This is a genomic window from Emticicia agri, from assembly GCF_004168285.1.
Classification (GTDB): Bacteria; Bacteroidota; Bacteroidia; order Cytophagales; family Spirosomataceae; genus Emticicia; species Emticicia agri.
The window spans coordinates 191,223-217,270 of sequence record NZ_SEWF01000002.1; the positions used below are offsets into that span (position 1 = coordinate 191,223).

At 39.2% G+C, this 26,048-nt stretch carries 20 protein-coding genes; 13 read left to right on the plus strand and 7 right to left on the minus strand.

What is annotated here, in order from left to right; translation table 11 throughout:
• Positions 1-402 precede the first annotated feature (402 nt).
• Positions 403-2,082: a histidine kinase dimerization/phosphoacceptor domain -containing protein gene (locus EWM59_RS01915; protein ID WP_207219929.1), complete on the plus strand. Its 1,680-nt coding sequence runs from the start codon at positions 403-405 to the stop codon at positions 2,080-2,082.
• On the plus strand, positions 2,079-2,819 hold the full coding sequence (locus EWM59_RS01920) for a response regulator (protein ID WP_130019253.1): 741 nt from the start codon (positions 2,079-2,081) through the stop codon (positions 2,817-2,819). The genes EWM59_RS01915 and EWM59_RS01920 overlap by 4 nt, the downstream gene beginning before the upstream one ends.
• A gap of 146 nt (positions 2,820-2,965) precedes the next feature.
• On the opposite strand, the gene EWM59_RS01925 is transcribed toward EWM59_RS01920, so the two are convergent.
• Positions 2,966-3,994: a DUF1152 domain-containing protein gene (locus EWM59_RS01925; RefSeq protein ID WP_130019254.1), complete on the minus strand. Its 1,029-nt coding sequence runs from the start codon at positions 3,992-3,994 to the stop codon at positions 2,966-2,968.
• 172 nt (positions 3,995-4,166) lie between these two features.
• Between EWM59_RS01925 and EWM59_RS01930 the strand changes: the two genes are divergently transcribed.
• The 6 genes from EWM59_RS01930 (at position 4,167) to EWM59_RS01955 (ending at position 11,631) form a co-directional block, all read left to right on the plus strand.
• Positions 4,167-4,415 (plus strand): hypothetical protein, encoded by a 249-nt coding sequence (locus EWM59_RS01930; protein ID WP_130019255.1) that lies wholly within the window; start codon positions 4,167-4,169, stop codon positions 4,413-4,415.
• Between the two features lie 34 nt (positions 4,416-4,449).
• Positions 4,450-5,202: an NYN domain-containing protein gene (locus tag EWM59_RS01935; protein ID WP_130019256.1), complete on the plus strand. Its 753-nt coding sequence runs from the start codon at positions 4,450-4,452 to the stop codon at positions 5,200-5,202.
• Between the two features lie 105 nt (positions 5,203-5,307).
• A complete protein-coding gene (locus EWM59_RS01940) occupies positions 5,308-5,526 on the plus strand; it encodes a hypothetical protein (protein WP_130019257.1) in 219 nt (72 codons plus the stop codon).
• Between the two features lie 298 nt (positions 5,527-5,824).
• Positions 5,825-6,163, plus strand: coding sequence for a PadR family transcriptional regulator (locus EWM59_RS01945; RefSeq protein WP_130019258.1), 339 nt, complete (start codon positions 5,825-5,827; stop codon positions 6,161-6,163).
• Between the two features lie 66 nt (positions 6,164-6,229).
• Positions 6,230-8,872: a permease prefix domain 2-containing transporter gene (locus EWM59_RS01950; RefSeq protein ID WP_130019259.1), complete on the plus strand. Its 2,643-nt coding sequence runs from the start codon at positions 6,230-6,232 to the stop codon at positions 8,870-8,872.
• 98 nt (positions 8,873-8,970) lie between these two features.
• Entirely contained in the window at positions 8,971-11,631 is a 2,661-nt protein-coding gene (locus EWM59_RS01955; RefSeq protein ID WP_229239256.1) for an ABC transporter permease, read from the plus strand.
• Positions 11,632-11,730: 99 nt separating this feature from the next.
• On the opposite strand, the gene EWM59_RS01960 is transcribed toward EWM59_RS01955, so the two are convergent.
• Entirely contained in the window at positions 11,731-12,591 is an 861-nt protein-coding gene (locus EWM59_RS01960; RefSeq protein ID WP_207219930.1) for an alpha/beta hydrolase, read from the minus strand.
• Positions 12,592-12,773: 182 nt separating this feature from the next.
• On the opposite strand from EWM59_RS01960, the gene EWM59_RS01965 reads away from it, so the two are divergent.
• Positions 12,774-13,175, plus strand: a complete 402-nt coding sequence (locus EWM59_RS01965; protein WP_130019261.1) for an OsmC family protein — start codon at positions 12,774-12,776, stop codon at positions 13,173-13,175.
• Between the two features lie 9 nt (positions 13,176-13,184).
• On the opposite strand, the gene EWM59_RS01970 is transcribed toward EWM59_RS01965, so the two are convergent.
• Positions 13,185-13,679: a hypothetical protein gene (locus EWM59_RS01970; protein WP_130019262.1), complete on the minus strand. Its 495-nt coding sequence runs from the start codon at positions 13,677-13,679 to the stop codon at positions 13,185-13,187.
• A 349-nt stretch (positions 13,680-14,028) separates the two neighbouring features.
• Entirely contained in the window at positions 14,029-14,184 is a 156-nt protein-coding gene (locus EWM59_RS27525) for a hypothetical protein (RefSeq protein WP_165372085.1), read from the minus strand.
• Positions 14,185-14,271: 87 nt separating this feature from the next.
• On the opposite strand from EWM59_RS27525, the gene EWM59_RS01975 reads away from it, so the two are divergent.
• From EWM59_RS01975 to EWM59_RS01985, 3 genes are all read left to right on the plus strand, one after another.
• Positions 14,272-17,244 carry a 3-coathanger stack domain-containing protein gene (locus EWM59_RS01975; RefSeq protein WP_130019263.1) on the plus strand — a complete coding sequence of 991 codons (2,973 nt, stop codon included), beginning with the start codon at positions 14,272-14,274 and terminating at the stop codon, positions 17,242-17,244.
• Between the two features lie 676 nt (positions 17,245-17,920).
• Positions 17,921-21,022 carry a SusC/RagA family TonB-linked outer membrane protein gene (locus EWM59_RS01980; RefSeq protein WP_229239261.1) on the plus strand — a complete coding sequence of 1,034 codons (3,102 nt, stop codon included), beginning with the start codon at positions 17,921-17,923 and terminating at the stop codon, positions 21,020-21,022.
• A gap of 22 nt (positions 21,023-21,044) precedes the next feature.
• Entirely contained in the window at positions 21,045-22,607 is a 1,563-nt protein-coding gene (locus EWM59_RS01985) for a RagB/SusD family nutrient uptake outer membrane protein (protein WP_130019265.1), read from the plus strand.
• A 123-nt stretch (positions 22,608-22,730) separates the two neighbouring features.
• On the opposite strand, the gene EWM59_RS01990 is transcribed toward EWM59_RS01985, so the two are convergent.
• The 3 genes from EWM59_RS01990 to EWM59_RS02000 all read right to left on the minus strand — a co-directional run bounded on the left by EWM59_RS01990 (position 22,731) and on the right by EWM59_RS02000 (position 25,413).
• Positions 22,731-23,510, minus strand: coding sequence for an SDR family oxidoreductase (locus EWM59_RS01990; RefSeq protein WP_130019266.1), 780 nt, complete (start codon positions 23,508-23,510; stop codon positions 22,731-22,733).
• Between the two features lie 26 nt (positions 23,511-23,536).
• Positions 23,537-24,592, minus strand: coding sequence for a serine hydrolase domain-containing protein (locus EWM59_RS01995; RefSeq protein WP_130019267.1), 1,056 nt, complete (start codon positions 24,590-24,592; stop codon positions 23,537-23,539).
• 164 nt (positions 24,593-24,756) lie between these two features.
• The gene (locus EWM59_RS02000; RefSeq protein WP_130019268.1) at positions 24,757-25,413 is read right to left on the minus strand and encodes a class I SAM-dependent methyltransferase; all 657 of its coding nucleotides are present in this window, start codon (positions 25,411-25,413) and stop codon (positions 24,757-24,759) included.
• Positions 25,414-25,556: 143 nt separating this feature from the next.
• Between EWM59_RS02000 and EWM59_RS02005 the strand changes: the two genes are divergently transcribed.
• On the plus strand, positions 25,557-25,994 hold the full coding sequence (locus tag EWM59_RS02005; protein ID WP_130019269.1) for a GNAT family N-acetyltransferase: 438 nt from the start codon (positions 25,557-25,559) through the stop codon (positions 25,992-25,994).
• Positions 25,995-26,048 lie beyond the last annotated feature (54 nt).

The window sequence follows — 26,048 nt, forward strand, 5'->3', positions numbered from 1 at the left end:
AGAAATGTTTAGTCACTACAATCGAAGACCTATCATTTGTCTTACATTTTTTCACTATATGTTTATCAGCCTATTACTAATTGCTTTCTTCCCTCTAAAATAACAGTTCCGTTTTCTGATGATTAGGTTGTAAAAAAGAGTGCGATAGATAATAATTTTAGCAACGCAGTGTTTTGGGTTCTATAGTATAGCACATCTAAAATACAGGAACAAAAGCATGTCAGTCAACCAACACTTTGTGAAAGCGATTTTTTACTTTGTCAAAATCGGGTTTCTCCATACGAAAATCTTTCCATTCATTTTTTTTCTTTAGTTTTGGCCAATAATTTATTTTTTATGTTTTTCTGTAAAGTATTTTATTGGGTCATAGTCTTGAGCCTGTTTTCAGGGTATCAGGCTGTTATGGCTCAAAAAACTACTTATTCAACAGAAGATATTGAAAAAATAGCCTATGCAGATAGTATTCTGAAAGTAGCAACCCTGAAAAAAGACTCTCATCAGATTGCAGAAGCCTATTATTTATTAGGAAAAGTTGAATTAAGTGCCGGCAATTATCTCACCTCTCACGTATGGTTCATGAAATCGCTCCGTATTCAGGAAAAATTCGGTGATTCGTACGAACTGGGTCGCTTGTATATCAGACTCAGAGAGAAAGAACAAAGACAAGGGCATTATGATGAAGCGCTTAAACATTTAAAAACTGCCGAAGGTATTTTCAGACGTATTAAATCCAATATAGGATTGATGCGTGTTTACACGAGCATAGGAGAACTGTATGCAGATGAAGCCTTACAAGAAAAATCAAATCAGGAAGAAATTTTACGTTTCAGTGTTGATAGTGCCTTTTTTTATCATAAAAAAGCTGAGAAGTTGTCGGTCGTATTAAAAGACAGTATTGCTTTGGCTAATATCCGTATTTCGTTGGGAAAACTTTTACAATTTAAAAAAGACCCTAAAGCCATTGCTTATTTTCAGCAGTCTTTAGCCGAATTTACCCGTTTTAAGAAAGATAACGAGAAAATATCTGCCATGTTATTCTTAGCTTCAGCATATCTGGCTTTTAATCAGAAAGAAAAGGTACCCCGGATTTTAGCTGAAGCACAAAAATTTTATGAAGAAAAACATTTGCATAACTATGCCTGGATTCGGAATCTGGAAACAGTTTATATGAATTACTATAAAGCTACAAAGCAATGGGAGAAAGCCTTTAAGCATTTAGAGAATTTAAAGGATTTAGAGCGTAAAGAGTTATTGGCTGACCAGGCAGGAGCCATTACCCGATTAGAAATAGAGTATGAAACACAGAAAAAGGAAGCCTTGCTGAAAAAGAAGAACGAAGAACTTGGCTTGACAACTGCTGTTATGCAAACGCAAAAATTGTTTTTATTTACCCTTGTGGCTCTGTTGGTATTAACTGTCGGTTTAGGGTTCTTTTATTTTAGGCTATCGCGCAAAAATCAACAAATCAGTAGGCGGAATGCGGTGCTTATACGCGAACAAAATCATCGGGTAAAAAACAACCTGCAATCGGTTTCGAGTCTTTTAAGTTTGCAAGCCAATCAGTTTTCTGACGAAGCCAGTAAACAGGCCACCAAGAACAATCTGCTGAGAATAGAGTCGATGGCTATTCTGCATCGGGAATTATATGACAAAGAAGACTTAGCCATAATTAATCTTGGCGATTTTATCAAAGAGATAGTAGAAGTAGTATTGCAGACCTTTGCTTATGAGCATGTTGAATTAGCTTATAAAGTTACCCCTGTAAAATTAAACGCCGACCAGGCTTTGCCTATTGGTTTAATTATTACTGAATTAGTGACTAATGCCTGTAAATATGCCTTCCCGGATAATCCTGAACCCCGGTTAACCATTACTTGCAGTAAAGAAAAAGAAGAACTTCTATTAACCATAGCAGATAATGGTTCCGGATTGAAAAATAATTTATCTGCCGGAGCAGCTAAAACATCATTCGGTATGAAACTGATTCAGATGCAGGTTGCACAACTACGTAGCTCATACAACTTTAACTCTTCTGCTGGCACAACCTTTACCATGAAATTTAAACCCGATTTTTTGCTATGAGTGTACTGAAAATACTGATTGTTGAAGACGAAGTAATGACAGGAGTGGACATAAAAGAAACGCTTGAGAAAGCAGGGCATACGATTACAGCCATAGCCAGAAATTCTGATGAAGCCATTGTTTCGTTGAAAAAACAGTTACCTGATATGGCTATTGTTGATATTATACTAAAAGACTCGGTTTATGACGGCATTCAAACCGCATCAGAATTACTGAAATTGCATGCTATGCCAATTATTTATCTGACAGCCAACTCTGAAAGTCAGACTTTTCAGAGAGCCAAAGATACTTCTCCGGCGGCTTATTTGCTGAAACCCTTTCGGCATCATGAACTGGCATTGCAGATAGAATTAGCCTATCATAATTACAAAGCCAATAGTACTGCCAATTCTAACCCTATAGTAGCCGAAGCTATTTTTCTACCCTTTGATAAGGGCTTGAAAAAATTGATTAAACAGGAGGTACTATACCTGAAAGCCGATGGATCTTATGTAAAAGTTTATATGATAAGCGAAACTAATCCTTATCTGTTTTCAATGAATTTAGGGCATCTGGCACAATACTTTTCTACGCCTAATTTTTATCGGTTGTCAAGGTCTTTGCTTATTAATCTTAACTGTATAGAGCGTATCGAACGAGATTATCTCTATATGAGAAATCAGGAGAGTCCTATCCAGATACCGGAAGGCAATAAAACAGATCTGATGAAGAAACTGGCAGTAATAAGAACTCCCTGACCTTTGACTAAAAGAAGACAAGGAACTCAATAACGACAATAATTGTTCTGATAACAGACACAACCAATATAGTATTTCTTTAAATACCTTATTGCCTAAATATTCCTGAAGCCCCTGCAAAGGGGCTTTTTTCGTTTTTATGGGTTTCAGATAGGTATCCTCCTATTGTCCCGAAAATCAGTGAGGGTATCTCTGAACTGAGCTAATCCATCTTTCAACTGATTGAATGTATCGGAGGATTTGATATAATCGAAGTATTTAAGCTGTTGTACAACATTTTCTAACTGAAAGCACCAATACATTCCCATCAGCGGATTTATCCACAATTCACTTCCTTTAGTTCTGTCTGTTTCATGATAATCACCATAATTGCCCTCAATGGCACTGATAATAGAGTTAGAAACAATGCTTGGGTGCAAACGCATTCTTGCATTGGCGTAGGCAACTGCTTGTTTGTATTTCTCAAATTCAGCCATTTCTTTCATTAACTGAAAAGTGCCTAAAAAACCTCCGGTTCGGATAAGTGTAGCTAAATTTTCAAGAAAAAGATAATGTGAAACACCATGAAAATGGTCTACTCCAAAACCCAAGCAAACTAAAAATTGATGAGGTATTGCCGAACCATAAGCCCCTGCCAGCGAGCAACTATCTTCTGTAGGTGTACCTAATTCTTCTTCATCGCCATGCAAAAGGCTGTCAGTACCACCATCTATCAGAATTATCGTATCAATCTGATGTTTATCTTTAATCCAGTTAAAAGCATTTTTTAAGGTATTGGCTCCGGTTTTTTCAAAGCCATAAATCCTGATTAATTCACCTTGTTTTAAGAACCATTCTGCCAGAAATTTCTCAGGAAAATAATTATAACCATTCAATACCTGATTGGTTGCTTTGATTTCCCAACAGGAAGGAAATACTTCTGTGGCAGAGGTATTGGAGAGCCAGGTAAAAGATAAGTTACTTAACACTACATTTTTCCCTTGTGCTTTTAAAGCAAAATAGAGCGGTAAGCCACAGTAAATATCAAAACCACCTCCTGCACCGGAGATAAGGATATTCTGTGCATGCTGGAGTTTTTCAAAAAGAGGGATAGTTGATAAATTACTCATGCGGGTAAAGATAGATAAAATGCCTAAATGGTTTGTTTTATCAATGGCAATTATTATTTTACACATCTGCCTATTGATTTTCTTTCTATGGAATAGGTTTTTATTTAACACCTCTCGATAAGAAAAACCTATAATAGAGATAGAATTATCTGGATTGGCTTGCTTTGTATGGTTTTTTGTTTACCTTTACTTATATCCAGGGAAGAAATTCTCTGACAGCCATTAGAAAACCATTGCCATGAAAAAAGAAACCACAAAGAAAGCCTTTCAGGCTCAGATACTGTACGCCCTGAAGAAAAGCGAAATCAGCCCGCAGGAAATTGTCGAGAGCGATTGCAAGATTTGTTTAATGATTAAAATCTATGGAGATCTTATACACGATAAACTGAAGCGCTTTGTCGGTCTCCTTAATAAGGCAAAACTCAAGTATAATTCTTCTTTCTCTCCTAAAGGAGGTATCATAAATATTTCGGTTTTCAAGGAATAAAATTATCACCATAAGTCTCATATAAACTATTTAGATGGATTTACCAAGCTCTATCAATATCGCCTTACTCATTGATGCTGACAATGCACAACCAAAGTTGCTGAAACAAATTATTGAAGAAGTATCAAAATACGGTAAGGCTACTATCAGAAGAATTTATGGAGACTGGACAAACACCTCACTAAACAGTTGGAAAACAAGCCTGAATGATTTCTCATTCAATCCTATTCAGAAATTTGCCTATACAACCGGAAAAAACTCTACTGATAGCTCATTGATTATTGATGCGATGGATATTTTGCATAGCAGAAAAGTAGGAGGTTTTTGCATTGTTTCAAGCGATAGTGACTATACAGGTCTGGCAAAAAGAATAAGAGAAGAAGGGGTTTTTGTGATGGGGATAGGGGAGAAGAAAACACCTATGGCATTTGTGCAGTCGTGCGAAATATTTACCTATTGCGAGAACATCGCTCTTGAAATAACGTCACCTGTTACAAGCATCAAAGAGAAAAAGAGAAAGAAAAGCAAAAATCATACGCCTGTTATGCCACCCTTTGCTTCACTTATTGATAAAGCGTTTGATATTACAGTAAACGAAGATACAGAAACACATATCTCGAAAGTGGGAATAACTATCAGAAAAATAGACCCTGCCTTTGACCCCAGAGCTTTCGGATTCAAAAACCTCACACAATTGTTTGAAAGTTTACCTAATTATACAGTCATAAAAAATCAGGTTGGTGGTTTCAATCACCCGTTAGTCAGAAGAAATACGGCATCTCCTTAAAACTCTATTTCAATCTCAAAGTGTTTTTTTGTTTCAACATAAGACTAATTAAAAGACTTTTCGTATAATTGTACTCATATCTTTTTTTGACAAATGATAAAATATATGAAATTTTTAGCGTGGATTGGTACAGGTTTAGGCGCAGTAGGAGGGTATTTGTACTGGAAAGAAATAGGTTGTATTACGGGTACTTGTCCGCTCAAATCACAATGGCAGACCATGATTCCTATCGGTGCTTATTTTGGGTTTGTGATTGGTGATGTGGTAAAAGGTTTTGTGATGCCGGGGAAGAAAAGTGAAGATACTGCCGAACCGGATAAATAAGGATAAAACATTGAGTCATATATATAGAATCCTGCCGCTTTGAGTGGTGGGATTTTTTGTTTGATAGCGTCAGCTTTAGAATAAAATATCCCTCACCGTACGCTTTCGGACAAGCCAACTGTACGATTTCGGACACCTCAATTTGCTAAGAATACTCAAAATACCGCATTTTGGGGGATTTTCCGGCTTGGCATATCATTTGTTCTACAAAAGTTGATATAATTTTATTTACCAGATATAAAGCCCGTATGATAGGTATGAATTATATGTTCTACAAAAGTTGAAATAATGAAATTGTATGAAAAGAACTTACTTAGGTGAATTTGAAGAAATAGTTTTATTAACAGTTGCGATAATGGGTGATATGGCTTATGGAGTCTCAATCACCGAAGAACTTGAGCAACAAACAGGGCGGTCGGTAAGTGTCAGTGCAGTACACGCTGCCTTACACCGATTAGAAGAAAAATACATGGTTTCTTCACATATGGGAGAAGCTACTGCTGAGAGGGGAGGACGCAGAAAACGCATCTTTACACTGACAGCTTTGGGAAATCGCACATTAGACGAAATCCGTTTATTACGAAACCGTATGTGGGAGTCAATTCCATTAAAAATTTTGTCAGCTTTACCCAGATAATTAGCAGAGGCCAAGGAGTTGGTTTATTCCCCATGCTCCATGCCCTCTACCCCAAGCAAAAATACTATGCAAAAACCAACACCACCCCGCTGGGCAGACCGATTGTTAGAATGGTTTTGTGCGCCTCATCTGTTGGAAGAGGTGCAGGGGGATTTGTATGAGCGATTTGAGAAAAATGTGCGGGTATTCGGAGAAAAAACAGCCAGTAGAGAATACATCATAGGGGTTTTAAGTTTTATCAGACCCTTCGCTTTGAAACGACAAACAGAAGTATCACCTTCATTATATCACAAAATTATGATTAGCAATTATTTTAAAATCGCATTCAGGAATCTGCTCAAATACAAGGGGTATTCATTTATTAATATTCTTGGCCTGGCTACAGGTATGGCCGTAGCTATGCTCATTGGTCTCTGGATTTATGATGAATTCAGTTTTAACAAGAATCACCAGAACTATGACAAAATTGCGCAGGTAAGAATCAGAGAAGTAGATGAAGATGGGGTTGGTATCAGTACCTCTATGCAATACCCTTTATTGACTGAACTCCAGACCAATCATCAGGCCAACTTTAAGCATATTATGGCTACTTCTTGGAATGTTGACAATATTCTGACAGCCGGAGAAAATAAGGTAGCCCGCAAAGGATTATTTATGAGTGCCTCAGCTCCTGAAATGCTGACTTTGAAAATGCAATACGGCACCTGGGATGGTCTGAAAGACCTTAACTCGATTATGCTCTCTGCCTCTACTTCACAGGCACTTTTTGGCGATAGCAATCCTATCAATCAAGTAGTAAAAATCAATAATGAAATCAATGTAAAAGTAACCGGAGTATATGAAGATATACCTCTGAATGCGCAATTCAATGAGGTGAAATTTATTTCTCCTTTCGATTTGTGGGTGGCACAAAACAAATGGATAAGAGAAAGAGCTACGACCGACTGGGACAATCACTTTATTAAAATCTATGCCCAGCTAAACGATAAAACTGATTTTGCTCAGGCCAGTGCTAATATCAAAAATGCTGTTTTAAACAATTTAGGTGAGGCTTTCAAGGAACAGGCTGAGCGAAAGCCGGAGGTGTTTTTATTGCCCATGAGCGACTGGCATTTATACAATTATAAATACGGACAGGTTGACCCTGAACCTTTGCGGATGGTGTGGCTGATTAGTATTATAGGGGCTTTTGTTCTGCTATTGGCTTGTATCAATTTTATGAATCTAAGTACGGCTCGTTCTGAAAAACGTGCCAAAGAAGTAGGGGTACGTAAGGCCATTGGTTCTATGCGGGTACAACTCATCTGGCAGTTTTTTAGTGAATCATTTTTAGTCGTAGTTTTTGCCTTCTTTTTATCGCTTTTATTTGTATTGCTTGGCTTGGGCTGGTTCAATCAATTAGCGGCTAAAGAAATGATGGTACCTTTTACTAATCCTTATTTCTGGCTAATCAGTGCAGGATTCATTCTTTTAACCGGGCTTCTGGCAGGGAGTTATCCTGCTTTGTATCTCTCATCTTTCCAGCCTGTAAAAGTACTGAAAGGCACATTCAGAGTTGGGCGTTTTGCTTCTGTGCCTCGCAAGGTTTTAGTGGTCGTGCAATTTACGGTTTCGGTTACCTTAATTATCGGTACACTCATCGTGTTCAAACAAATTCAGTTTGCTAAAAACCGCCCGGTGGGTTATACCCGTGAGGGAGTGATTCTGATAGGCATGAAATCAGGTGATTTTTATGGGAAACATGATTTATTGAGAAACGAACTCATGAGTACCGGGGCTGTAGTTGAAATGTCAGAGTCGATGGGTGCACCTACCGGAATATGGTCTAATAATGATGGATTGGAGTGGAAAGGTAAAACCGAAGACAAGACCGAAAGCCTTGGTACGCTCGTTGTAACACCCGAATATGGCAAAACCATAGGATGGCAGTTTGTACAAGGGCGTGATTTTAAGCGTGAATTAGCTTCAGATTCATCAGGTATGGTTGTGAACGAAGCGGCTGTTAAATATATGGGTTTAACAAACCCGATAGGAGAGGATGTAAGCTGGAAGTTTCAGAAAAGAGATAGAGTGCATTACAAAATTCTGGGTGTGATTAAAGACATGGTTATGGAATCGCCTTATGAACCTACAAGTCCGGTTATTTTTATGATAAAAGGTCATGGCGGACCCAATACTATCAATATCAAAATTAATCCGGCTGTGAGCGCATCTGAAGCATTACCGAAAATAGAAGCCGTTTTCAAAAAACTGGTTCCTACTGCTCCGTTTGAATACAAATTTTTAGATGAAGAGTATGCTAAAAAATTTGCGGCTGAAGAACGCATCGGACAATTAGCCAATTTCTGTGCTATACTGGCTATCTTCATTTCGTGCCTCGGTTTATTTGGCTTAGCCTCTTTTGTGGCTGAACAACGGATTAAAGAAATTGGTATCCGCAAAATATTAGGAGCTTCGGTAAGCAATTTATGGGCTTTGTTATCAAAAGACTTTGTATTAATTGTCATTATTTCGCTATTCATTGCCTCACCGATAGCCTATTATTTTATGAGTCAATGGATGAAGAAATATATCTATCATACCGAAATATCGTGGTGGATTTTTGCACTGGCAGGAATAGGAGCGATGGCTATTACCGTACTTACGGTAAGTTATCAGGCCATCAAAGCCGCACTGATGAATCCGGTGAAGACTTTGAAGACGGAGTAGCCCCCGACCGCGCGGCGGACCGTCCCTGAAGGGGAGTTGCTTACGCACGAGGGTTTATTCAGATTACACAGTAATAACTGGAAATTGAGAAAGGAAATATGAATATTTTTAAAAAATCCCCCTTTAGGGGCGACCGTCGCACGGTTAGGGGTATGCAACAACCAACGCCACCCCGCTGGGCAGACCAATTGTTAGAATGGTTTTGTGCGCCTTATCTGTTAGAAGAGGTGCAGGGGGATTTGTATGAGCGATTTGAGAAAAATCTGAGATTGTTTGGCGAGAAAACGGCCAGACGGGAATATATCAAAAGTGTTTTCGGGTTTATAAGGCCATTCGCTTTTAAAAGGAACAAAGAATTATCACCCCCTTTATACATACAAATTATGATTAGCAATTATTTTAAAATCGCATTCAGGAATCTGCTCAAATATAAGGGCTATTCTTTTATCAATATTTTTGGCCTGGCTGCAGGTATGGCCGTAACTATGCTCATAGGGTTATGGGTACATGATGAATTGTCATATAATAAGCATTTCAGTAACTATGACCGATTGGGGCATCTGTTTCAGTTTGTAAAATTTGATGTAGAAAAAGCCACTTATGATGTAATGCCTATTCCGTTGGCGGCAGAGCTTAGAAACAAGTATCCCGACTTTGAAGCGGTCAGCCTTTCTTCAAATACTCATTCATTGATATTGGCATCGGGAGAGAAAAAACTGGTGAAAACCGGTAATTATGTAGAACCCTCTTTTGTAGATATGGTATCCGTAAAAATGATTACGGGTAACAGAAATGGCTTGAAAGATGTGAATGCCATATTGATTTCAGAGTCTTTGGCAGAAGACCTCTTTGGCTTGGAAAACCCCTTGGATAAAGTCATAAAAATTGATAATAAAGAGAGTGTAAAAGTGGTAGGTGTTTATGAGAATTTTCCATACAATACAAGTTTTAAAGAGGTACTTTTCTTAGCTCCGTGGAGTTTGTATGAGGCAAGCAGGGAAAATGTAAGAAGAGACAAAGATGAATGGGACTCAAATTCGTATCAGATTTATGCCCAACTGAAACCGGGCGCAGATTTTGACAAGGTTTCAGCAAAAATTAAAGACATCAGAGTAAACAGAGCAGACCCTCCTGCTTACAGACCAGAGTTCTTTGTACACCCCATGAGCAAATGGCATCTATATTCTAATTTTAAAGATGGAGTAAATACAGGTGGCCTCATAGAATTTGTCTGGCTTTTTGGTATCATTGGGGCATTTGTTCTTTTGTTGGCCTGTATCAATTTTATGAACCTGAGTACGGCCCGTTCTGAGAAACGAGCCAAAGAAGTGGGTATCCGTAAAGCTGTTGGGTCTGTTCGTGGGCAATTGATTATGCAGTTTTTCAGCGAGTCTTTTTTAGTAGTGTTGTTTGCCTTTGTGTTATCTATCAGCATAGTTTTATTGGCATTGCCTGTATTTAATCAGGTAGCCGATAAGCAAGTGGGCATTTTGTGGACAAACCCTTTCTTTTGGTTGACAGGGTTAGGGTTTAGCCTTATTACCGGCTTAGTTGCAGGAAGCTATCCTGCTTTTTACTTATCATCTTTTCAAGCAGTTAAGGTATTAAAAGGCACTTTCAGGGCGGGGCGGTTTGCGTCTGTCCCACGTAAGGTATTAGTGGTACTGCAATTTACTGTTTCAGTTACTTTAATTATTGGTACAGTTGTCGTTTTTCGTCAGATTCAATATGCTAAAAACCGTGCTGTAGGCTATGACCGCAATAAACTGATTGAGGTAAATATGAATACCCCCGAGCTTTATAAGCATTTTAAAGTATTAAAGAGCGATTTGCAGCAGACAGGAGCAGTCTACGAAATCGGTGTTTCGGCAGGTTCTATTACCACTCAGTCAGGAGGCACTACCAATATATCGTGGAAAGGCAAAAGCCAACAAGGGAAACCGCTCTTAATGGCTAATCTTGTATCGCACGAATACGGAAAAACAATTGGTTGGCAGATTCTGCAAGGTCGTGATTTTTCAAGAACTTTTTCTACAGATTCAGCAGCGATGATTCTTAACGAATCTGCTTTAAAATTAATGGGTTTTAAAGAGCCTCTCAATGAAATAGTTACTACAAACGGTAGAGCATATAAGGTAATAGGGGTAATTAAAGACATGATTAAAGAAAATCCTTTCAGTCCTGTAGCTCCTTCTTTTTTCATTGTTGACTCCCGCTCTGTGAATGTGATTCTGGTTAAACTTTCTCCTGATATGCCTACCTCAGAGTCGCTTAGTAAGGTAGAAGCTGTTTTCAGAAAACATAATCCTGAAAGTCCGTTTGTATATAGTTTTGTTGATGAACTATATGGCAAAAAATTCGGCGATGAAGAACGGATTGGTAAATTAGCACTGTTTTTTACTATTCTGGCGGCACTTATCAGTTGTTTAGGTTTATTTGGTTTAGCGTCATTCGTAGCCGAACAGCGAACCAAAGAAATTGGTGTCAGAAAGGTATTGGGTGCTTCTGTAGCTCATTTATGGGCTTTACTATCTAAAGATTTTGTGATGCTGGTATGTATTGCCTTGCTTATTGGTTCTCCGATAGCGTATTATTTTATGAATCAATGGGTAATGAGATACAATTATAGGGCAGATATATCTTGGTGGATTTTTGTAGGAGCCGGAGCAGGTGCTTTGCTTATTACTTTGTTGACTGTCAGTTTCCAGGCCATTAAAGCCGCTTTGATGAATCCCGTAAAATCGTTGCGGTCGGAATGATAGGGTATAGGGCTAAGGGCATGGGGCATAGGTTTAAAAAAGGCACGTGTAAGGCGTGTCTTTTTTGTTTAGTTTTTCTATTAAAAATAAACATTACGTTTACTCTCTAACGATAGGATTCAATAATCGCAAAGCATTAAAAAGAGCCTGATGCGAGATAGTGGCATGGTTCTCTTCAGGCAGGTAGTCGAAATAGACTTTCAGGTTTTTGCTCTTACTGCTGCGTAGTTTTTCAGCTAAAAGATTAGCGTCTACTTCCATCACTCTCGGCATTTCAGTAGGTGTAAGCCCTTCTTTTCCAACACCGATATAGACTTTTGTTTGTTGCTTAAAGGTCTCTTGTAAAATTGCCGAATTGATATTTAATAAAGAGCCATTATCCCACCAGATACTGGGGCTTATAATAATGTATTCATTAAACAAAGCGGGCTTTTTTAATAGAATTTCTGTAGCCAATAGCCCTCCCAAAGATTGCCCGATAATGGTTTTAGACTGAGTGACTTTAAATTTCTTTTCAATATAGGGTTGTAGTTCTTTTTCTAAAAAAGCAATAAACTTATCAGAACCACCTGTGGTTTTATACTTTTCTTTGTCTTTCTGAATAGTGGTTGGATAGGTAAAATCCCGCCTCCTGTCAACAGTAGCTATACCTACTACTATAGATGGCGATACACGGTTAATCCACGGAAAAGAATTAAACTGATACAAACCTGCTACATGGATAAAGTCTTCGTCTTTTGAGCCGTCTAAAAGATATACCACACTATATCGGGTAGTATCTTCGGGTGCGTATCCCTCAGGCAGATAAATATTCAGTATTCTTGTTTCAGCTAATTGTGTTGACTGAATTTCATCGATTTGTCCTAATACAAAAGGTTTACTGTTAGTTGGTTGGTGCGTATTTTGTCCGGAACTGATAATAGGTAAAAAGGCTAATAAGTAAATTTTAAGAAATTTCATATTTTCGTTCTGCATTTAAGCCATCAATTTAAGCAGGATTGATTGAATGACGCAAATTTAACTTTATTCGATTAAGCCCTGATAAAATCAAGAAATTATAAGTTCAGGCAGTTTTTGCAAAGTACTCAGGATTTATTAGTTTTACTATCAGTCTATTTCCTTACTAAGTTTCGAAAACCTCTATGACTATTTCAGCCACCATCAGAAATACTTCACAAGAAAACACCATTACTGTAGAAACAAATGGCAATCAGCAAAGTATCAGTATTCCAGTCAAATCAGCAGGGCGTGGTTCGGCGGTAAATGGTGGCGAATTGCTTTTTTTAGCTTTAGCCACCTGCTTTTGTAATGATATTTACCGTGAAGCCGCCCGCCGACAAATGGATATTGAAAACGTAGAAGTAAGTGTATCGGGTGAATTTGGTAAAGAGGGAGAGCCAGCATCGCATATTATCTATGAAGTGAGCATTGAGGCAGACAAACACTCATCGGCAGAAATAGCTGAACTAATCAATCAGGTAGATAAGGTAGCTGAAGTTCATAATACGCTAAGACAAGGAGTAAGCGTAAAGTTGAAGTTATAATTGCTTATTTTACATCTTAGAAAGGACAACGTAGATAGTATTGTTTATTACCTTTATCTGTGGTATGGCATTAGGTGCTTCCTCGGGCATATCAAGAGGGGTACCTGTAATAGAAAAACCGCTTTCAGCCAGCGTATAAAAAATCTGTTCTCCGAAAAGAAAAGTTTCTACATCTCTTGCGCCTTTGGTAAAGCCCATAGCAATTTTATAGGGCTTCTTTAGCTGATATTTGGCAATAGCCGCTTTTACCTCACGGGTTAGTTTGGTTTTCAGGGCACCATCAACTACTCGCTTATCATTTTCTATTTTAAGCACGAAGGTGGTGTCTGAGCTGCTATTGGTTAAAATAGTATGAGAGCGTGTATTTTTTGATATGGTTTTTTGTTGCTGGAAAGTTTGCCCTAATACTAAGGAATGAGATTGAATAATGCCCGAAAAAGCAGTAAAAATGAGTAGCGTACAAACCAAATTTATGGGCATTAACCTTATCAATAGTGTACTCATAGTTCAGGCATTTAAGTAATAAATCTTTGCTCAAAGATAAGGAATTATTTCTTGCACTTAAAATCAACCCATAGTTTGTCAAGGTTTTGTCAGACTTTATGAGAAAATGATTGAGGAGATAATTCGTAGAAAATAAAAGTTTTATTTTCGCCAGTACAATTCTTCAAATGTACTTTACAGTTAAGCGTGATTGGAGCCTGCCCTATATAATCAGTCATTTAAATATAGCTTCTGATAACTCACTTTTTTCTGCCTAAAAAATCACGGTTTGCCGTGATTGATTTTTATAATTCTGTCTTGTTTCTTTGATGAAAATTCAGGCCATGAAAAACTTCATCAGAGCAGTACTTTATGCTTGCGTATTCTTATCGGAGAAATACGTAATACGCCATAGGAGGCATAGCGCTGGTGAAGCTATTTCTACCTTATTACACACCACATTCCTTACGATTCCGCCCAAAACTGACCTCATTCCTTTAAAATCACCGCTTAGTAAAAAATTCATATAATTAACCGCTGTTTTTAAAACATTGTCATACAAAACATTAAACTTTGATATTGATTTTTTCCTAAGCCTCCAATAAAACAAGTCATGAAAAGATTTTTTATTATTAGCCTGTTATTTATTTACACTTTACCAATTAAGGCACAAACACTGCCTAATCCGATCATTTTCTGTACACAGATTCCGGAACCTGACGGGTTTGCCACCTCTTTAGAAACCTTCGGTAATCATCACGGCCGTACTTCATCGGCTCCAAGAGGGGGCGACCTTTATATCAGATACCCTAATGGAACCTTGAAAAACCTGACTCAGGCAGCAGGATATGGGCAAACGGGTTTTCAGGGTGCTACTTCAATTGCGGTAAGAGACCCATCTGTGCATTGGGATGGTACAAAAGCGCTATTCAGTATGGTAATTGGCTCTGCTACTGCCCGTTATCAGGTAAATACCTATTACTGGCAGCTTTATGAGATTAAGGGCTTGGGGCAAAATGAAACGCCTGTTATTACAAAATTACCCAACCAACCGACTAATTATAATAATGTTCAGCCAATTTATGGAACCGACGACCGTATTCTTTTTACATCAGACAGGCCACGCAATGGTGCGGCTCATTTATATCCGCAGCATGATGAATATGAGTCTTCAGCCATAGTAACGGGTATCTGGCGGCTTGACCCTAAGGCTTGCTCAATGGCCGATGGGCTTGAAATGCTTACCCATTCACCCTCAGGTGATTTTACCCCTATGATTGACCGTGCCGGGCGTGTGGTTTTTACCCGATGGGATCACCTGCAACGAGACCAGCAGGCTGATGCCGATGCAACAGAAGCTCCGGTGTATGGGACTTTTAATTATTCAGACGAAACCGCCGAGGCTACCAAGTATGCTAATTCGACGGATATAGAAGTTTTTCCTGAGCCTCGACCCGGCCGTGATGATTTATTGGCGCTACCTCAATGGGCCAATACCAATCCACAGAATTTTAATATATTTAATCCGTGGATGATGAATGAAGATGGTAGCGAATTAGAGATGCTCAACCACCTGGGCAGGCACGAGATGGGGAATTATATGACCCAGAATTTTACAAACGACCCCAATCTGACAGATTTTTATACACCCATTAGTCCTACACCCATCAGGAGTATGTTTCATATTCAGGAATCACCCATTACTCCCGGGTTATATTATGGCATTGAATCACCAGAGTTTGGTACACATGGGTCGGGTATGGTAGTAAAAGTGAATTCGCCTCCGGGTAGGCACCCTGAACAGATTACCTTTCAGTATGTTACACATCCGGCTACAAGATTTGCCGATGATAATGACCCTCCATCACCTAATCATTCGGGAATGTATCGTAACCCCATTCCACTTTCTGATGGGAAATTAATAGCCTCTCACTCTCATTCGCCAAAGCATGACTCAAATATAGGAACAGCAACGGTACCTATCAGCCGCTATGATTATCGTATAAGACTATTAGATTCTACGGCAAGTGGCTATTTTATTGCTAATGCCAGTGCACTCACAGGCGCAGGAATTACTAAAAGTGTAACATGGTGGAGCCCTGACGAAATGATTTCTTTTAATGGTGTTTTATGGGAAACCTATCCGGTTGAAGTAAGGGCAAGACCTCGCCCTGTAAATCCAACTATTAGTCCTGAGCATGTAGCCCCATCAGAACAGGCACTTTTTACTGCCGCCGGGGTAAATCTGCATGATTTCCGCAAATTCCTTCGCCGCAATAACCTGGCTGTTTTGGCTATACGTGATGTAACCAGCCGTGATGATGAAGACCACCAGCAACCCTTTAATCTTAAAGTATCAGGCTTTGCACACCAGACTGTTAATCCTGCTATGCCTTCGCCAGTCTATGAAGTAAAACATTTGCAGTTTTTACAGGCAGACCAGATTCGGGGGATTGGCGGAATCAATAATCCAAGACCCGGCAGGCGAGGCATTGCTCAGTTTATGCACGATCCTACAGCCATGTTGTATAATCCGCCTACTACAGGGGCGCAAGGCAGTACCAATATCCATGCTGATGGCTCGGCAGCTATGGTAGTGCCTGCCAAACGTGCCATTAGCTGGCAGCTGACAGACCAGAACAACAAGGGCATTGTGCGGGAACGTTTATGGCTGAGTGCCAGACCGGGAGAAGTACGCACCTGTACCTCATGCCACGGTGAAAGTACCCTGAATCAGGCCGGGAATGTCTCACCAGCCAACGCACCACAGGCACTGAGTACCTTATTGAATCATATTAAACTGATAGATACAGATAATGATGGGGTAAAAGATATTTATGACGCTTTTCCGAATGACCCTGCCAAACAGATAGCCGAGGCAGTAAACGAGAAGTTTGTGTCGAATTTAGCTAACTGGATGAACGAGAACCTGAACAATGATGCTGTAGCGTGGACTACCCTCAGTACCACCTGTCATGCCAATGCGGCTATGATTAATAACCGTGCTATTGATAATACCGGACGAATAGACCGATTGAGACGGATTATTGACATGACCAATATGGATGTAGCCACGCTTACTTTTGATGTAGCCTATGCCCGCTACGATGCTTCTAAATCTGACCGTTTGCGGGTATGGGTGGTTGCCTGCGACGGCACACAACAACTGGTTTATGACAAGGCAGGCAGCGACCTGGCGACGGCTCCTGACCAGACCTCATTGTTTACACCCACGGCTTGTAATCAATGGCGAAAGGAGACAATCAATTTATCTGCCTTTGCAGGGCGGGCGGTTCAGATTGTTTTTGAAGATGTGGGGGGCAACGGGAACCGGTTATTTTTAGATAATATATTAGTTGATGAAACCGGAGTGCCCTGCCCCAACAACCGGACTTTAGCAGGCAATATACAGCCTGGTAAATATGATGCTGCTACTGTTATATTAACCCAAAACAATACGGCCACCAAGGTTTTAGCTGCCTCGGTTGTAACTATGAATGCAGGTAATTCTATTACCCTACAGGCAGGCTTTGAAGCCCAGAACGGGAGTACCTTCAGAGCATATATTGGTGGGTGCGGGCAATAATACAGGGCAAGAAATATTTATTTGTGCCGCTTAACAAGTAGTTAAGCGGCTTTTTTGTGCGTATCTATCCTGAAGTTTTACCTGAATTATCGACAAAACAGGGCTGACGGTATAATATTGATTACATACTTTAATTTTTGTATATACTTTTGGGGATTGCAAATAGTGAAATTTTTCGTAAAAATATTTACAAGATATTTAAGGATGAAACAAGTCTTTTTTAAATCAAAAACTTGTGATTTTGGCAAAATATCTTTCTGAAAGACTTTTATTCTATGAATAAAATTAGGTTAATAAAAAAAGCTTGTTGCTATGCAGCAAGCACTTTTTCTTAATCTCACGTCATGTAGTTAAGCGCTAACCCATCTTTATAAAAATACCCGTTTAATCATAGTTTTTTAATAATTTTAATAAAAAACTTAACATTAAAAAATTTTTTTATAATTGATATTGCATTTTGCTGATGTTTTATGTTGCTTTACGGACATTTTACTGATCACCTGATTTTATAACCAGCAACCTAACCTTTAACCTGATGTTTTTGCGTGTCCACACTAACTACAAGCGCTACAAGTGCATAGAGGCATTACTTCTGTGTCTATATCTCCTTAATTCAAATTCGTATTTATTAAAACTAAAAAACAATTCTATTATGGGAAAAAAGTACCTATTGAGCATGCTCATGCTGTTTATGAGTTTGAGTATAATCTACGCACAAGAACGACAAATCAAAGGCAAGGTAACAGATGCTACTGATGGGTCGGGAATGCCGGGAGTTACTATCGGAGTAAAAGGAACAACTAAAGGTGTGATTACAGATGGTGAGGGTATGTTTTCTGTTGGTGTAGTGAATGGAGCTACACTTGTATTTTCGTATATTGGCTATGAAACAAAAGAAGTAGCAGTTGGGAACCAGTCAGAAATCAATGTGGCATTAACTGCTTCTTCAACGACTTTGAATGAAACTATCGTAATTGGTTATGGTACGTTGAAAAAATCTGACTTAACAGGTGCAGTAGGTTCAGTAAGAGAAGCACAGTTGAAAGAGCGTCCTTCTACCTCTTTAAACCAGGCTTTATCTGGTAGAATGGCCGGGGTACAGGTAAATACCAACTCTGGTCGTCCAGGTGGTAGAGCAAATATCCGTATTCGTGGTTTTAGCTCAATCAACTCATCTAACAATCCATTATATGTGGTTGATGGTGTAATGCTTCCGCAAGGAAACCAGGCGCAGTTCACCTCTGCTATTGACTATATCAGTCCTGATGATATCGTAGGAGTAGAGGTACTGAAAGATGCGTCATCTACAGCTATTTATGGAGCCAGAGGTGCCAATGGTGTAATTTTGATTACAACCAAAAAAGGAAAAGCAGGCCAGAGCCAGGTATCTTATAGCACAGACTTGAGCGTAAATACCATCGGGCCAAACAGACCGGAAGTTTTGAATGCGAAAGAATATTTAGCAACCGAAGATCTTGCATGGGCTAATATGGCAAAATTTGACCCTGTTGGTTGGGCAGCTGGTAAATGGGCGTATCTGAACCCTAAATTACGTCGTACTGACCCAAGAATTTTTGACGCCAATGGTAATCCGAAATATGATACTGACTGGTTGAAAGAAGCTACTCAAAACAAACTTTCACAAAATCACCAGTTAGGTTTTACGGGAGGTAATGACCGTGCACAATATGCCCTTTCTTTAGGCTACCGTGATGACCAGGGGTTGGTTAAAACTACATATCTGAAACGTTATTCAGCTCGTTTTACTGTTGACGACCAAATTAAACCGTGGTTGAAAATCGGAGGTACTTTAGCTTACAACAACCAGACTGAAAGATTGGCTGACATTAATGATGCAGTTGCCAGACAAATTGTGGAAGATTTCCCTTTCTTGCCTGTGAAATATGAAGATGGTACTTATGCCAACAACAGGGATTATCCGTTTGCTGAAGGTACCATGAGTTCGGTGCACCGCTTGATGGGTCGTAAATATATCCTGAATACACAAACTACTACAGGTAGCTTATACTCAAACATTACCTTGGCAAAAGGTTTAGAAATGCGTACTGTATTTGGTATTAACGTAATGACTCAGGAACAAAATGAGTCAAGTACCAGAACATTGGAAATCGGTGCACAGGGTACAGCATCTGCCCGTAACAGAAAAGAAAGTTTCTGGTCATTGGAAAACTACCTGACTTATAACAAGCAAATCAACGAAAATCACTCTTTGACAGCTTTAGCAGGGATTTCATGGCAACAAACTGATTTCTTCAGAATTGCTTCAATTGTACGTGGTTTCTCAACCGACTATTTTGGCTTTAATAACTTAGGCGCAGGTAGTACGAACCCTCAGGTTGAGTCTGATGCCTCAAGAAATGCTTTCAATTCGTATTTCGGTCGTATCAACTATACTTTGATGAACAAATATTTGTTTACGGTAACAGGTCGTGCTGATGGTTCTTCCAAATTTGGTGAAAACCATAAATTTGCGTTCTTCCCGTCTGCTGCAGTAGCATGGAAAGTTTCAGATGAGGAGTTCTTAAAAACAAACCCGATTATCTCTAACTTAAAACTTCGTGCAAGTTATGGATTAACAGGTAACTCTGAAATTCCTCCTTACTCGTCATTGTCATTATTAAGCTCTACCTATGCTGCTGTCATAGGTGATACAAGAGTATCGGGTACAGGTATCAGCCGTTTGGCTAACCCTGATTTGAAATGGGAAAAAACTGCACAAACTGACGTAGGTATCGAGTTAGGTTTATTCAAAGGCAGAATCTCAATCGAAGCAGATTACTACTATAGAAAAACTACTGATATGTTGTTAGATGCCCCTGTACCTCGTACAAGTGGTTATGCTACTATCAGAAAGAACGTAGGTTCAATGCAGAATAAAGGTGTTGAGTTTGCCTTGAATACAGTGAACATTGAAAGAGGTGGATTCCAGTGGACAAGTAACTTCAATATCTCATTCAACCGTAACAAAGTACTTTCGTTGGCAACGCCGTCTGATATATTCGGAGTAGGTGGTCCTAACTTTACTAACCAGACCAATATCATCCGTATAGGTCAACCAGTTGGTTCATTCTGGGGCTTGACACGTTTAGGTGTATGGAGCGAAGCAGAAAGAGAAGAAGCAGCGAAATTTACCAGCTACAGAAATGGTTTGACTATTTTACCGGGTGATATTAAATACCTTGATGTAAATGGTGACAAAGCGATTACTGATGCCGACCGTTCGATTATTGGTAATGGTAGTCCATTAGCCTGGGGAGCCTTTACTAACACCTTCCGTTATCAAAACTTCGACTTGACATTGGAGTTACAATATTCTTATGGTAACGATGTAATGATGATGAACCTTCATGCCAGCGAAGATCGTCAGGCATTAGCCAACAGTTATTCTTCTGTATTGACTGCATGGACACCTCAGAACCAGAATTCAATGATTGCTCAGATACGCGATACAAGAGCAGGATACGTAACCAACGTAGATAGCTGGTGGATTAAAGATGGTTCGTTCTTACGTGGTAAAAACTTGTTGTTGGGTTATAATTTCCCAAGTACTGTAATTAACAAATTAAAACTAAGCCGTTTAAGAGTGTATGCTTCGGCACAGAACTTCTTCTTATTATTAACTGATAAGATTATTCAGGATCCAGAGGTAACACCAACCAACCAGGGTGATGGTAGCAGCGCATTCTCACAAGGGATGATGTGGCATAATTATCCTAAACCAACTGTTTATATGGCAGGTTTACAGCTTACATTTTAATTAATTTAAAGAATTTTTGAATATGAAATTGAATATATTAAAAAACTTTAGCAAAATATTTGTCAGCGGAGCAATGCTTTTCAGCGCCGTTGGCTGCTCTGACTTCCTGAAGGAGAATGCGCCTTCTAACTTAACACCAACCAGTTTTTATACCATACCTGACCATGCAGAAGCAGCTATTGCCGCAACTTATGCTGACATGCGTATAATTTTTGACGGTGCAGGTATTTTCTCATCGACCTGGCAATTGTTAGAAGCACCCACAGGTACTTCTACTACCGAAACAGCGCAGAATTCAGACCTTAACAACCTTTATGGTCTGGTATATGATGGTAATACGCAACACGTAATTAACTATTGGAATGGCTTGTATAAAGTAGTTGCACAAGCAAATCAGGTATTAGAGAAAGTACCACCGATTACGCCAATGGACGCTGCTCAGAAAAACAAAATCTTAGGTGAAGCGAAGTTTCTTCGTGCATGGGCTTATTTCAACATTGTAAGATTGTGGGGCGATGCGCCACTGGTTACTAAGCCTCAGACAGCTTCTTCAGAAGACTTTTTTCCTGGACGTGCGCCACAAGAAGAAATCTATAAACTGATTGTTGACGATTTGACTGCCGCTGAAGGTGCAGGGTTAGCTTGGATGAACTCAAACGGACGTGTTTCTACTGCCGCTGTAAAATCTTTGTTGGCAAAGGTGTATTTAACAATGGCCGGATTCCCACTTAACAAAGGAGCTGCTCATTATAAACTGGCAGCAGATAAGGCTAATGAGGTAATTACTTATGCTAATGCCAATCCTGCAAGTATCAATCTTTTCCCTACTTACTACGATGTACATAAGGAAAGTTTAAAAAATACGGTAGAGCATATCTTTATGGTGCAGTACAACACAGTAGTAGCGGGTAACCCTATGGATAATATGTATCCTAACTTTAAGCCTGTTACTTACAATGGCCCATCTGGTACTGGTAGTACTGTACCTACAACCCAGTTCTACAACTCTTATGAACCGGGAGATCTGCGTGCTAAAAACCAGGAGGGATATTTTTATACCTCTTATTACACCAATGGTAATGGTGCTCCGTTTGAGTTAGGAGCTCCTTATATCTTCAAGCACTTCAATATGACTGCTAACGGAACTGCTGGTGTAGCAGGTACTCGTAACAATAACCTGAATGTACCGTTGATTCGTTATGCAGAAGTATTGTTGATTTATGCAGAAGCGCAAAACGAAGTAGGTGGCCCAAGCCAATCGGCTTATGATGCCTTCAAGAGAATCAGAGACAGAGCAAAATTAACTACAGCTGATTTAGGTACTTTTTCTAAAGAGTCTTTCAGAGAGGCTGTATGGAGAGAGCGTTGGCATGAACTGTGCTATGAGGGAATCACCTGGTTCGACATGGTACGTCTGAGAAAAGTATATAACGAAGCAACTAATGGTTTTGATAACTTTGTAGGACACGTAAACCCAAGCTCGAAACAAGCATTAGCAAATAAACATTTATTAATGCCACTTGGCAGACAAGAAATGTTGAATAACCCGAATCTGAAACCACAGAATCCGGGCTATCCGAACTAATGATTTTTTAGCTTCAAATGACAAAGCGGATTATGATTAACTCATAGTCCGCTTTTGTTTTGATGTATGACGATTTTTCAAACCGTCTGTACGGAATAGCTTGAGCGACGATTTGAAAAATCGTTATACAAAAAGGCCTCTCAGATACTCCTTCCATCTTATCCCATCTATTGCATTATCAGGACACAAATTGATACCTGTTGTGAATACTTGATGAAAAGCCATAGCGGGAGCAATATATTCTATTGTTTCATGTCTGCCTGATTGAGCAAAATAAGCTTGTATCATGGCTTCTAAAGTTAATACCTCCGGCCCGCCGATGGTAGTAAGGGCATTAGTTGGCTGACTGACTACTAAGGCAACTATTGCAAAAGCAGCGTCTGTTTTATCAATAGACTGAAACCGCATATTGGCAGGAATTTGTATAGGTAATCCAACTCCTTTATCAAAAACCTGAATAAGTCTATACAATACCAAATCGTGAAATTGGGTGGCTCTTAGAATAGAGTAGGGTAAACCTGATGCCTCAATCAGTTTTTCGACTGCATATTTGGTTTGGTAGTAAGGATAATCGATTTTATCTACTCCCGCAATAGATACATAGATAAAGTTTTTGCAATGCTTTTTGTCAATTTGTGCTAAAAGATTCTTAGTGCCTTCTATATCTACGGCCTGTGCATTTCTTGGGTCGCTGGCACAGTGAATGATTATGTCAGCACTTTCAACGGCTGCTTTTAAACTTGATGGGTCGGTTAAATCCCCTTCAATGATGCTGGTAAAAAAGGCAACTTCTGACTTTTCTCTTGAACTTAGTATATGAACTGAGTAGCCTTTTTCAAGGAGTTGTTTGCTGATGGCTTGACCTAATGTTCCTGTTCCGCCTGTAATGAGCACTGATTGCATGGGTTTATCTAAAATACCGAAGCGTTTTAATTTGTTTTTCCTTCCACAATATTTCTGATTTTTTCTCTGATTTGCAGACTAACCATATTACTTATTTTTGGGTCAGTTTTAGTAAAAATAATACCTGCTATTTTGTTTTTACTATCCTGCCAGGGATGGGTGCCAAATAAGCCCGGGCTACTTGTTTCCCAGACAGTACCATTAGAATCCACTACATCAAGCCAGTTGCCCATACCATACCTGATACCTGTATTTTTGTAAATAGAATAAGGATTAGCCGGATATGGCGTACCCTCAATGGTAGCATTATTGGTTTGGTCTTTCAGCATTTCGGCAATGGCATTTTCGCTCAGTACTCTTTTCGACTGATACATGCCTTTGTTAGCTATCATCTCTAAAAAATGCAGATAATCTTCGGCAGTTGTAAAACCTCCTCCGGCAATAATAGGGTTTCGGAGTGAAAGATAAGTGACTGTCAGGTTACAAGGATTACCAATTTTGTCATTAAAAAGCGTCTGCCATGATTTGCCCGAAACTATTTCGGCGATTCTTCCGGCAATGTGCATACCTATACTACCATAATTAAAAGTAGTACCCGGTGCGTGTATAGTTGCTGTATGAGTAGCCAGAGTGTCAACCGCTTGGGCTAAGGTGAAAGAAGTATTGTACTCGTAGCCTTCAGGAGAATCACCCGGGAAGCCGGAGGTATGAGAGAATAATTGTCTGATAGTAATATTCCCTTTTTTGTATTTTGTAAATAGGGGCAAATATTTACCGACAGTATCATTCAGAGATAATTTACCTTCATCAACCAAAGACATAATTACCCCACCTGATAACCACTTGGAGGCAGAGGCAATAGCTTTAGCATCTTTCGTAGTCAGATTATGTTCCTTTTTATAAATCAGTTTCCCGTTCTGTGATACTAATACTACTACCTGATTGGCGTATGCCGAAGCATTTTCTTCTATAAATGCATCAACTGATGAAAAATCATTAGTAGCAGGGGTAGGGTCATTAGTCTGGCATGAGAAAATAGTAATAATTAATCCTAATAGCGTTGCAGTGGCTAACTGTTTCATAAATTTCTTTGGTTTAAATGAGCTTCAATAAGAAGATAGCTTCTGTTAGACCAGCAGAGCAAATTTAGGTTTAATATTGAGACAAAAGAAAGATTGAGAAAGGTCAATGAAAACGATAAACTGACTATCAGATAAACCTGTTTATGCTAAAAATGGATCGAAATTCAGGCTTTCTCAGCGCAAATAATCAATGAACCTACCTTAATAGTTTCGCCATTAATTTCCTGGTCAGGCTCTTGTGCTTCTATTGCCTGAATTATCTTGAAACCATTTTCTTCCAATAAAAGGCTTAAATCTTCTTTCGTATACATAGTAAAACCATATTGCGTAAACGCATATTGCTCCATGATTTCTTTAGGCCTGATGGCTATCAGTAATTGGCCTTGTGGTTTCAATACCCTTTTGAGTTCATGAAGTACCGATGCCGGATTATCCCAGAAATAAATGGTATTGACTGTAAAAACCTTATTGAAGGTAGGCGACTCAAAAGGGAGAGCATCAGCAGAAGCCACAAAGAATTTCGCCTGACTATTGTTGATAAATTCTTTATTGAGAAGAATGGCTGCTTCAACCATTGGTTCAGAGAAATCGCAACCGATATAATGAATAGCAGGAGCTAAAGAAAGAATATCTTTTACAAAGAATCCATTGCCCATACCAATTTCAAGAATCACGTCATTGGCTTGGGCATCAAGTGTCTGTATCGTTAGCAGATTTATTTCCTGATTCCCTTTGTTCATTCTTTCGCCTACTTCAGCAGCGTGTTCGCCATGCGGTTGTCTTAGCTGGCGAGCCATTTCCTTGAGTGTTTCTTCGTGCATATTTGTTGCGTGTTAGATGAAGCAAGATAAGTAAAATAGTTTGGAAAGAGCCTGACAGCCCTTAATTTTAAATATTCCTTAAATCAGGTATTTGACAATTCAAAAAACCATAATAGATTTGGGTGTCACACCTTAACAATTAAATGAACAGCACTTTATCAATAGACATTACAACGCTGCAACCCTATGATTTACCCGCCTTACGAGAACTATATCTGAAAGTCCGTCAGGCAACATTTACCTGGTTCGATACTAGTCATTACGAGTTATCTGCTTTTGATACCGATACAGCAGGAGAGTTTACCTTGGTTGCCCGTATAGATGAAACCGCAGTAGGTTTTGTTTCGGCCTATGAGCCAGATAATTTTATCCACCATTTATATGTGAGCAACGAATATCATGGTCAAGGTATAGGAACGATGCTTTTGAATGTAATGCTTGAAAACCTGCAATCTCCGGTCAGGCTTAAATGTCTGCAAAAAAATGAAGCAGGCGTGGCATTTTATGAAAGAAACGGGTTTATACAGAAAGAGAAAGGAGTATCGTTGGAGGGTATTTTTATTGTTTTTGAGTATTTGTAAAATTGTATAAATTGAAGTTGTTTAAACTCCGGTACTTTCATCAAAAACGAAAGC

Excerpts from the sequence above, each read along its gene's own strand:
- EWM59_RS01960 (WP_207219930.1), bottom strand. The coding sequence starts at position 12,591 with ATGAAATTTCTTAAAATTTACTTATTAGCCTTTTTACCTATTATCAGT.
- EWM59_RS02005 (WP_130019269.1), top strand. The coding sequence starts at position 25,557 with ATGAACAGCACTTTATCAATAGACATTACAACGCTGCAACCCTATGAT.
- EWM59_RS01950 (WP_130019259.1), top strand. The coding sequence starts at position 6,230 with ATGCAAAAACCAACACCACCCCGCTGGGCAGACCGATTGTTAGAATGG.
- EWM59_RS01985 (WP_130019265.1), top strand. The coding sequence starts at position 21,045 with ATGAAATTGAATATATTAAAAAACTTTAGCAAAATATTTGTCAGCGGA.
- EWM59_RS01915 (WP_207219929.1), top strand. The coding sequence starts at position 403 with ATGGCTCAAAAAACTACTTATTCAACAGAAGATATTGAAAAAATAGCC.
- EWM59_RS02000 (WP_130019268.1), bottom strand. The coding sequence starts at position 25,413 with ATGCACGAAGAAACACTCAAGGAAATGGCTCGCCAGCTAAGACAACCG.
- EWM59_RS01935 (WP_130019256.1), top strand. The coding sequence starts at position 4,450 with ATGGATTTACCAAGCTCTATCAATATCGCCTTACTCATTGATGCTGAC.
- EWM59_RS01945 (WP_130019258.1), top strand. The coding sequence starts at position 5,825 with ATGAAAAGAACTTACTTAGGTGAATTTGAAGAAATAGTTTTATTAACA.
- EWM59_RS01965 (WP_130019261.1), top strand. The coding sequence starts at position 12,774 with ATGACTATTTCAGCCACCATCAGAAATACTTCACAAGAAAACACCATT.
- EWM59_RS01980 (WP_229239261.1), top strand. The coding sequence starts at position 17,921 with ATGCTCATGCTGTTTATGAGTTTGAGTATAATCTACGCACAAGAACGA.
- EWM59_RS01925 (WP_130019254.1), bottom strand. The coding sequence starts at position 3,994 with ATGTGTAAAATAATAATTGCCATTGATAAAACAAACCATTTAGGCATT.
- EWM59_RS01930 (WP_130019255.1), top strand. The coding sequence starts at position 4,167 with ATGAAAAAAGAAACCACAAAGAAAGCCTTTCAGGCTCAGATACTGTAC.
- EWM59_RS01975 (WP_130019263.1), top strand. The coding sequence starts at position 14,272 with ATGAAAAGATTTTTTATTATTAGCCTGTTATTTATTTACACTTTACCA.
- EWM59_RS01970 (WP_130019262.1), bottom strand. The coding sequence starts at position 13,679 with ATGAGTACACTATTGATAAGGTTAATGCCCATAAATTTGGTTTGTACG.
- EWM59_RS01990 (WP_130019266.1), bottom strand. The coding sequence starts at position 23,510 with ATGCAATCAGTGCTCATTACAGGCGGAACAGGAACATTAGGTCAAGCC.
- EWM59_RS27525 (WP_165372085.1), bottom strand. The coding sequence starts at position 14,184 with ATGAATTTTTTACTAAGCGGTGATTTTAAAGGAATGAGGTCAGTTTTG.
- EWM59_RS01940 (WP_130019257.1), top strand. The coding sequence starts at position 5,308 with ATGAAATTTTTAGCGTGGATTGGTACAGGTTTAGGCGCAGTAGGAGGG.
- EWM59_RS01995 (WP_130019267.1), bottom strand. The coding sequence starts at position 24,592 with ATGAAACAGTTAGCCACTGCAACGCTATTAGGATTAATTATTACTATT.
- EWM59_RS01955 (WP_229239256.1), top strand. The coding sequence starts at position 8,971 with ATGAATATTTTTAAAAAATCCCCCTTTAGGGGCGACCGTCGCACGGTT.
- EWM59_RS01920 (WP_130019253.1), top strand. The coding sequence starts at position 2,079 with ATGAGTGTACTGAAAATACTGATTGTTGAAGACGAAGTAATGACAGGA.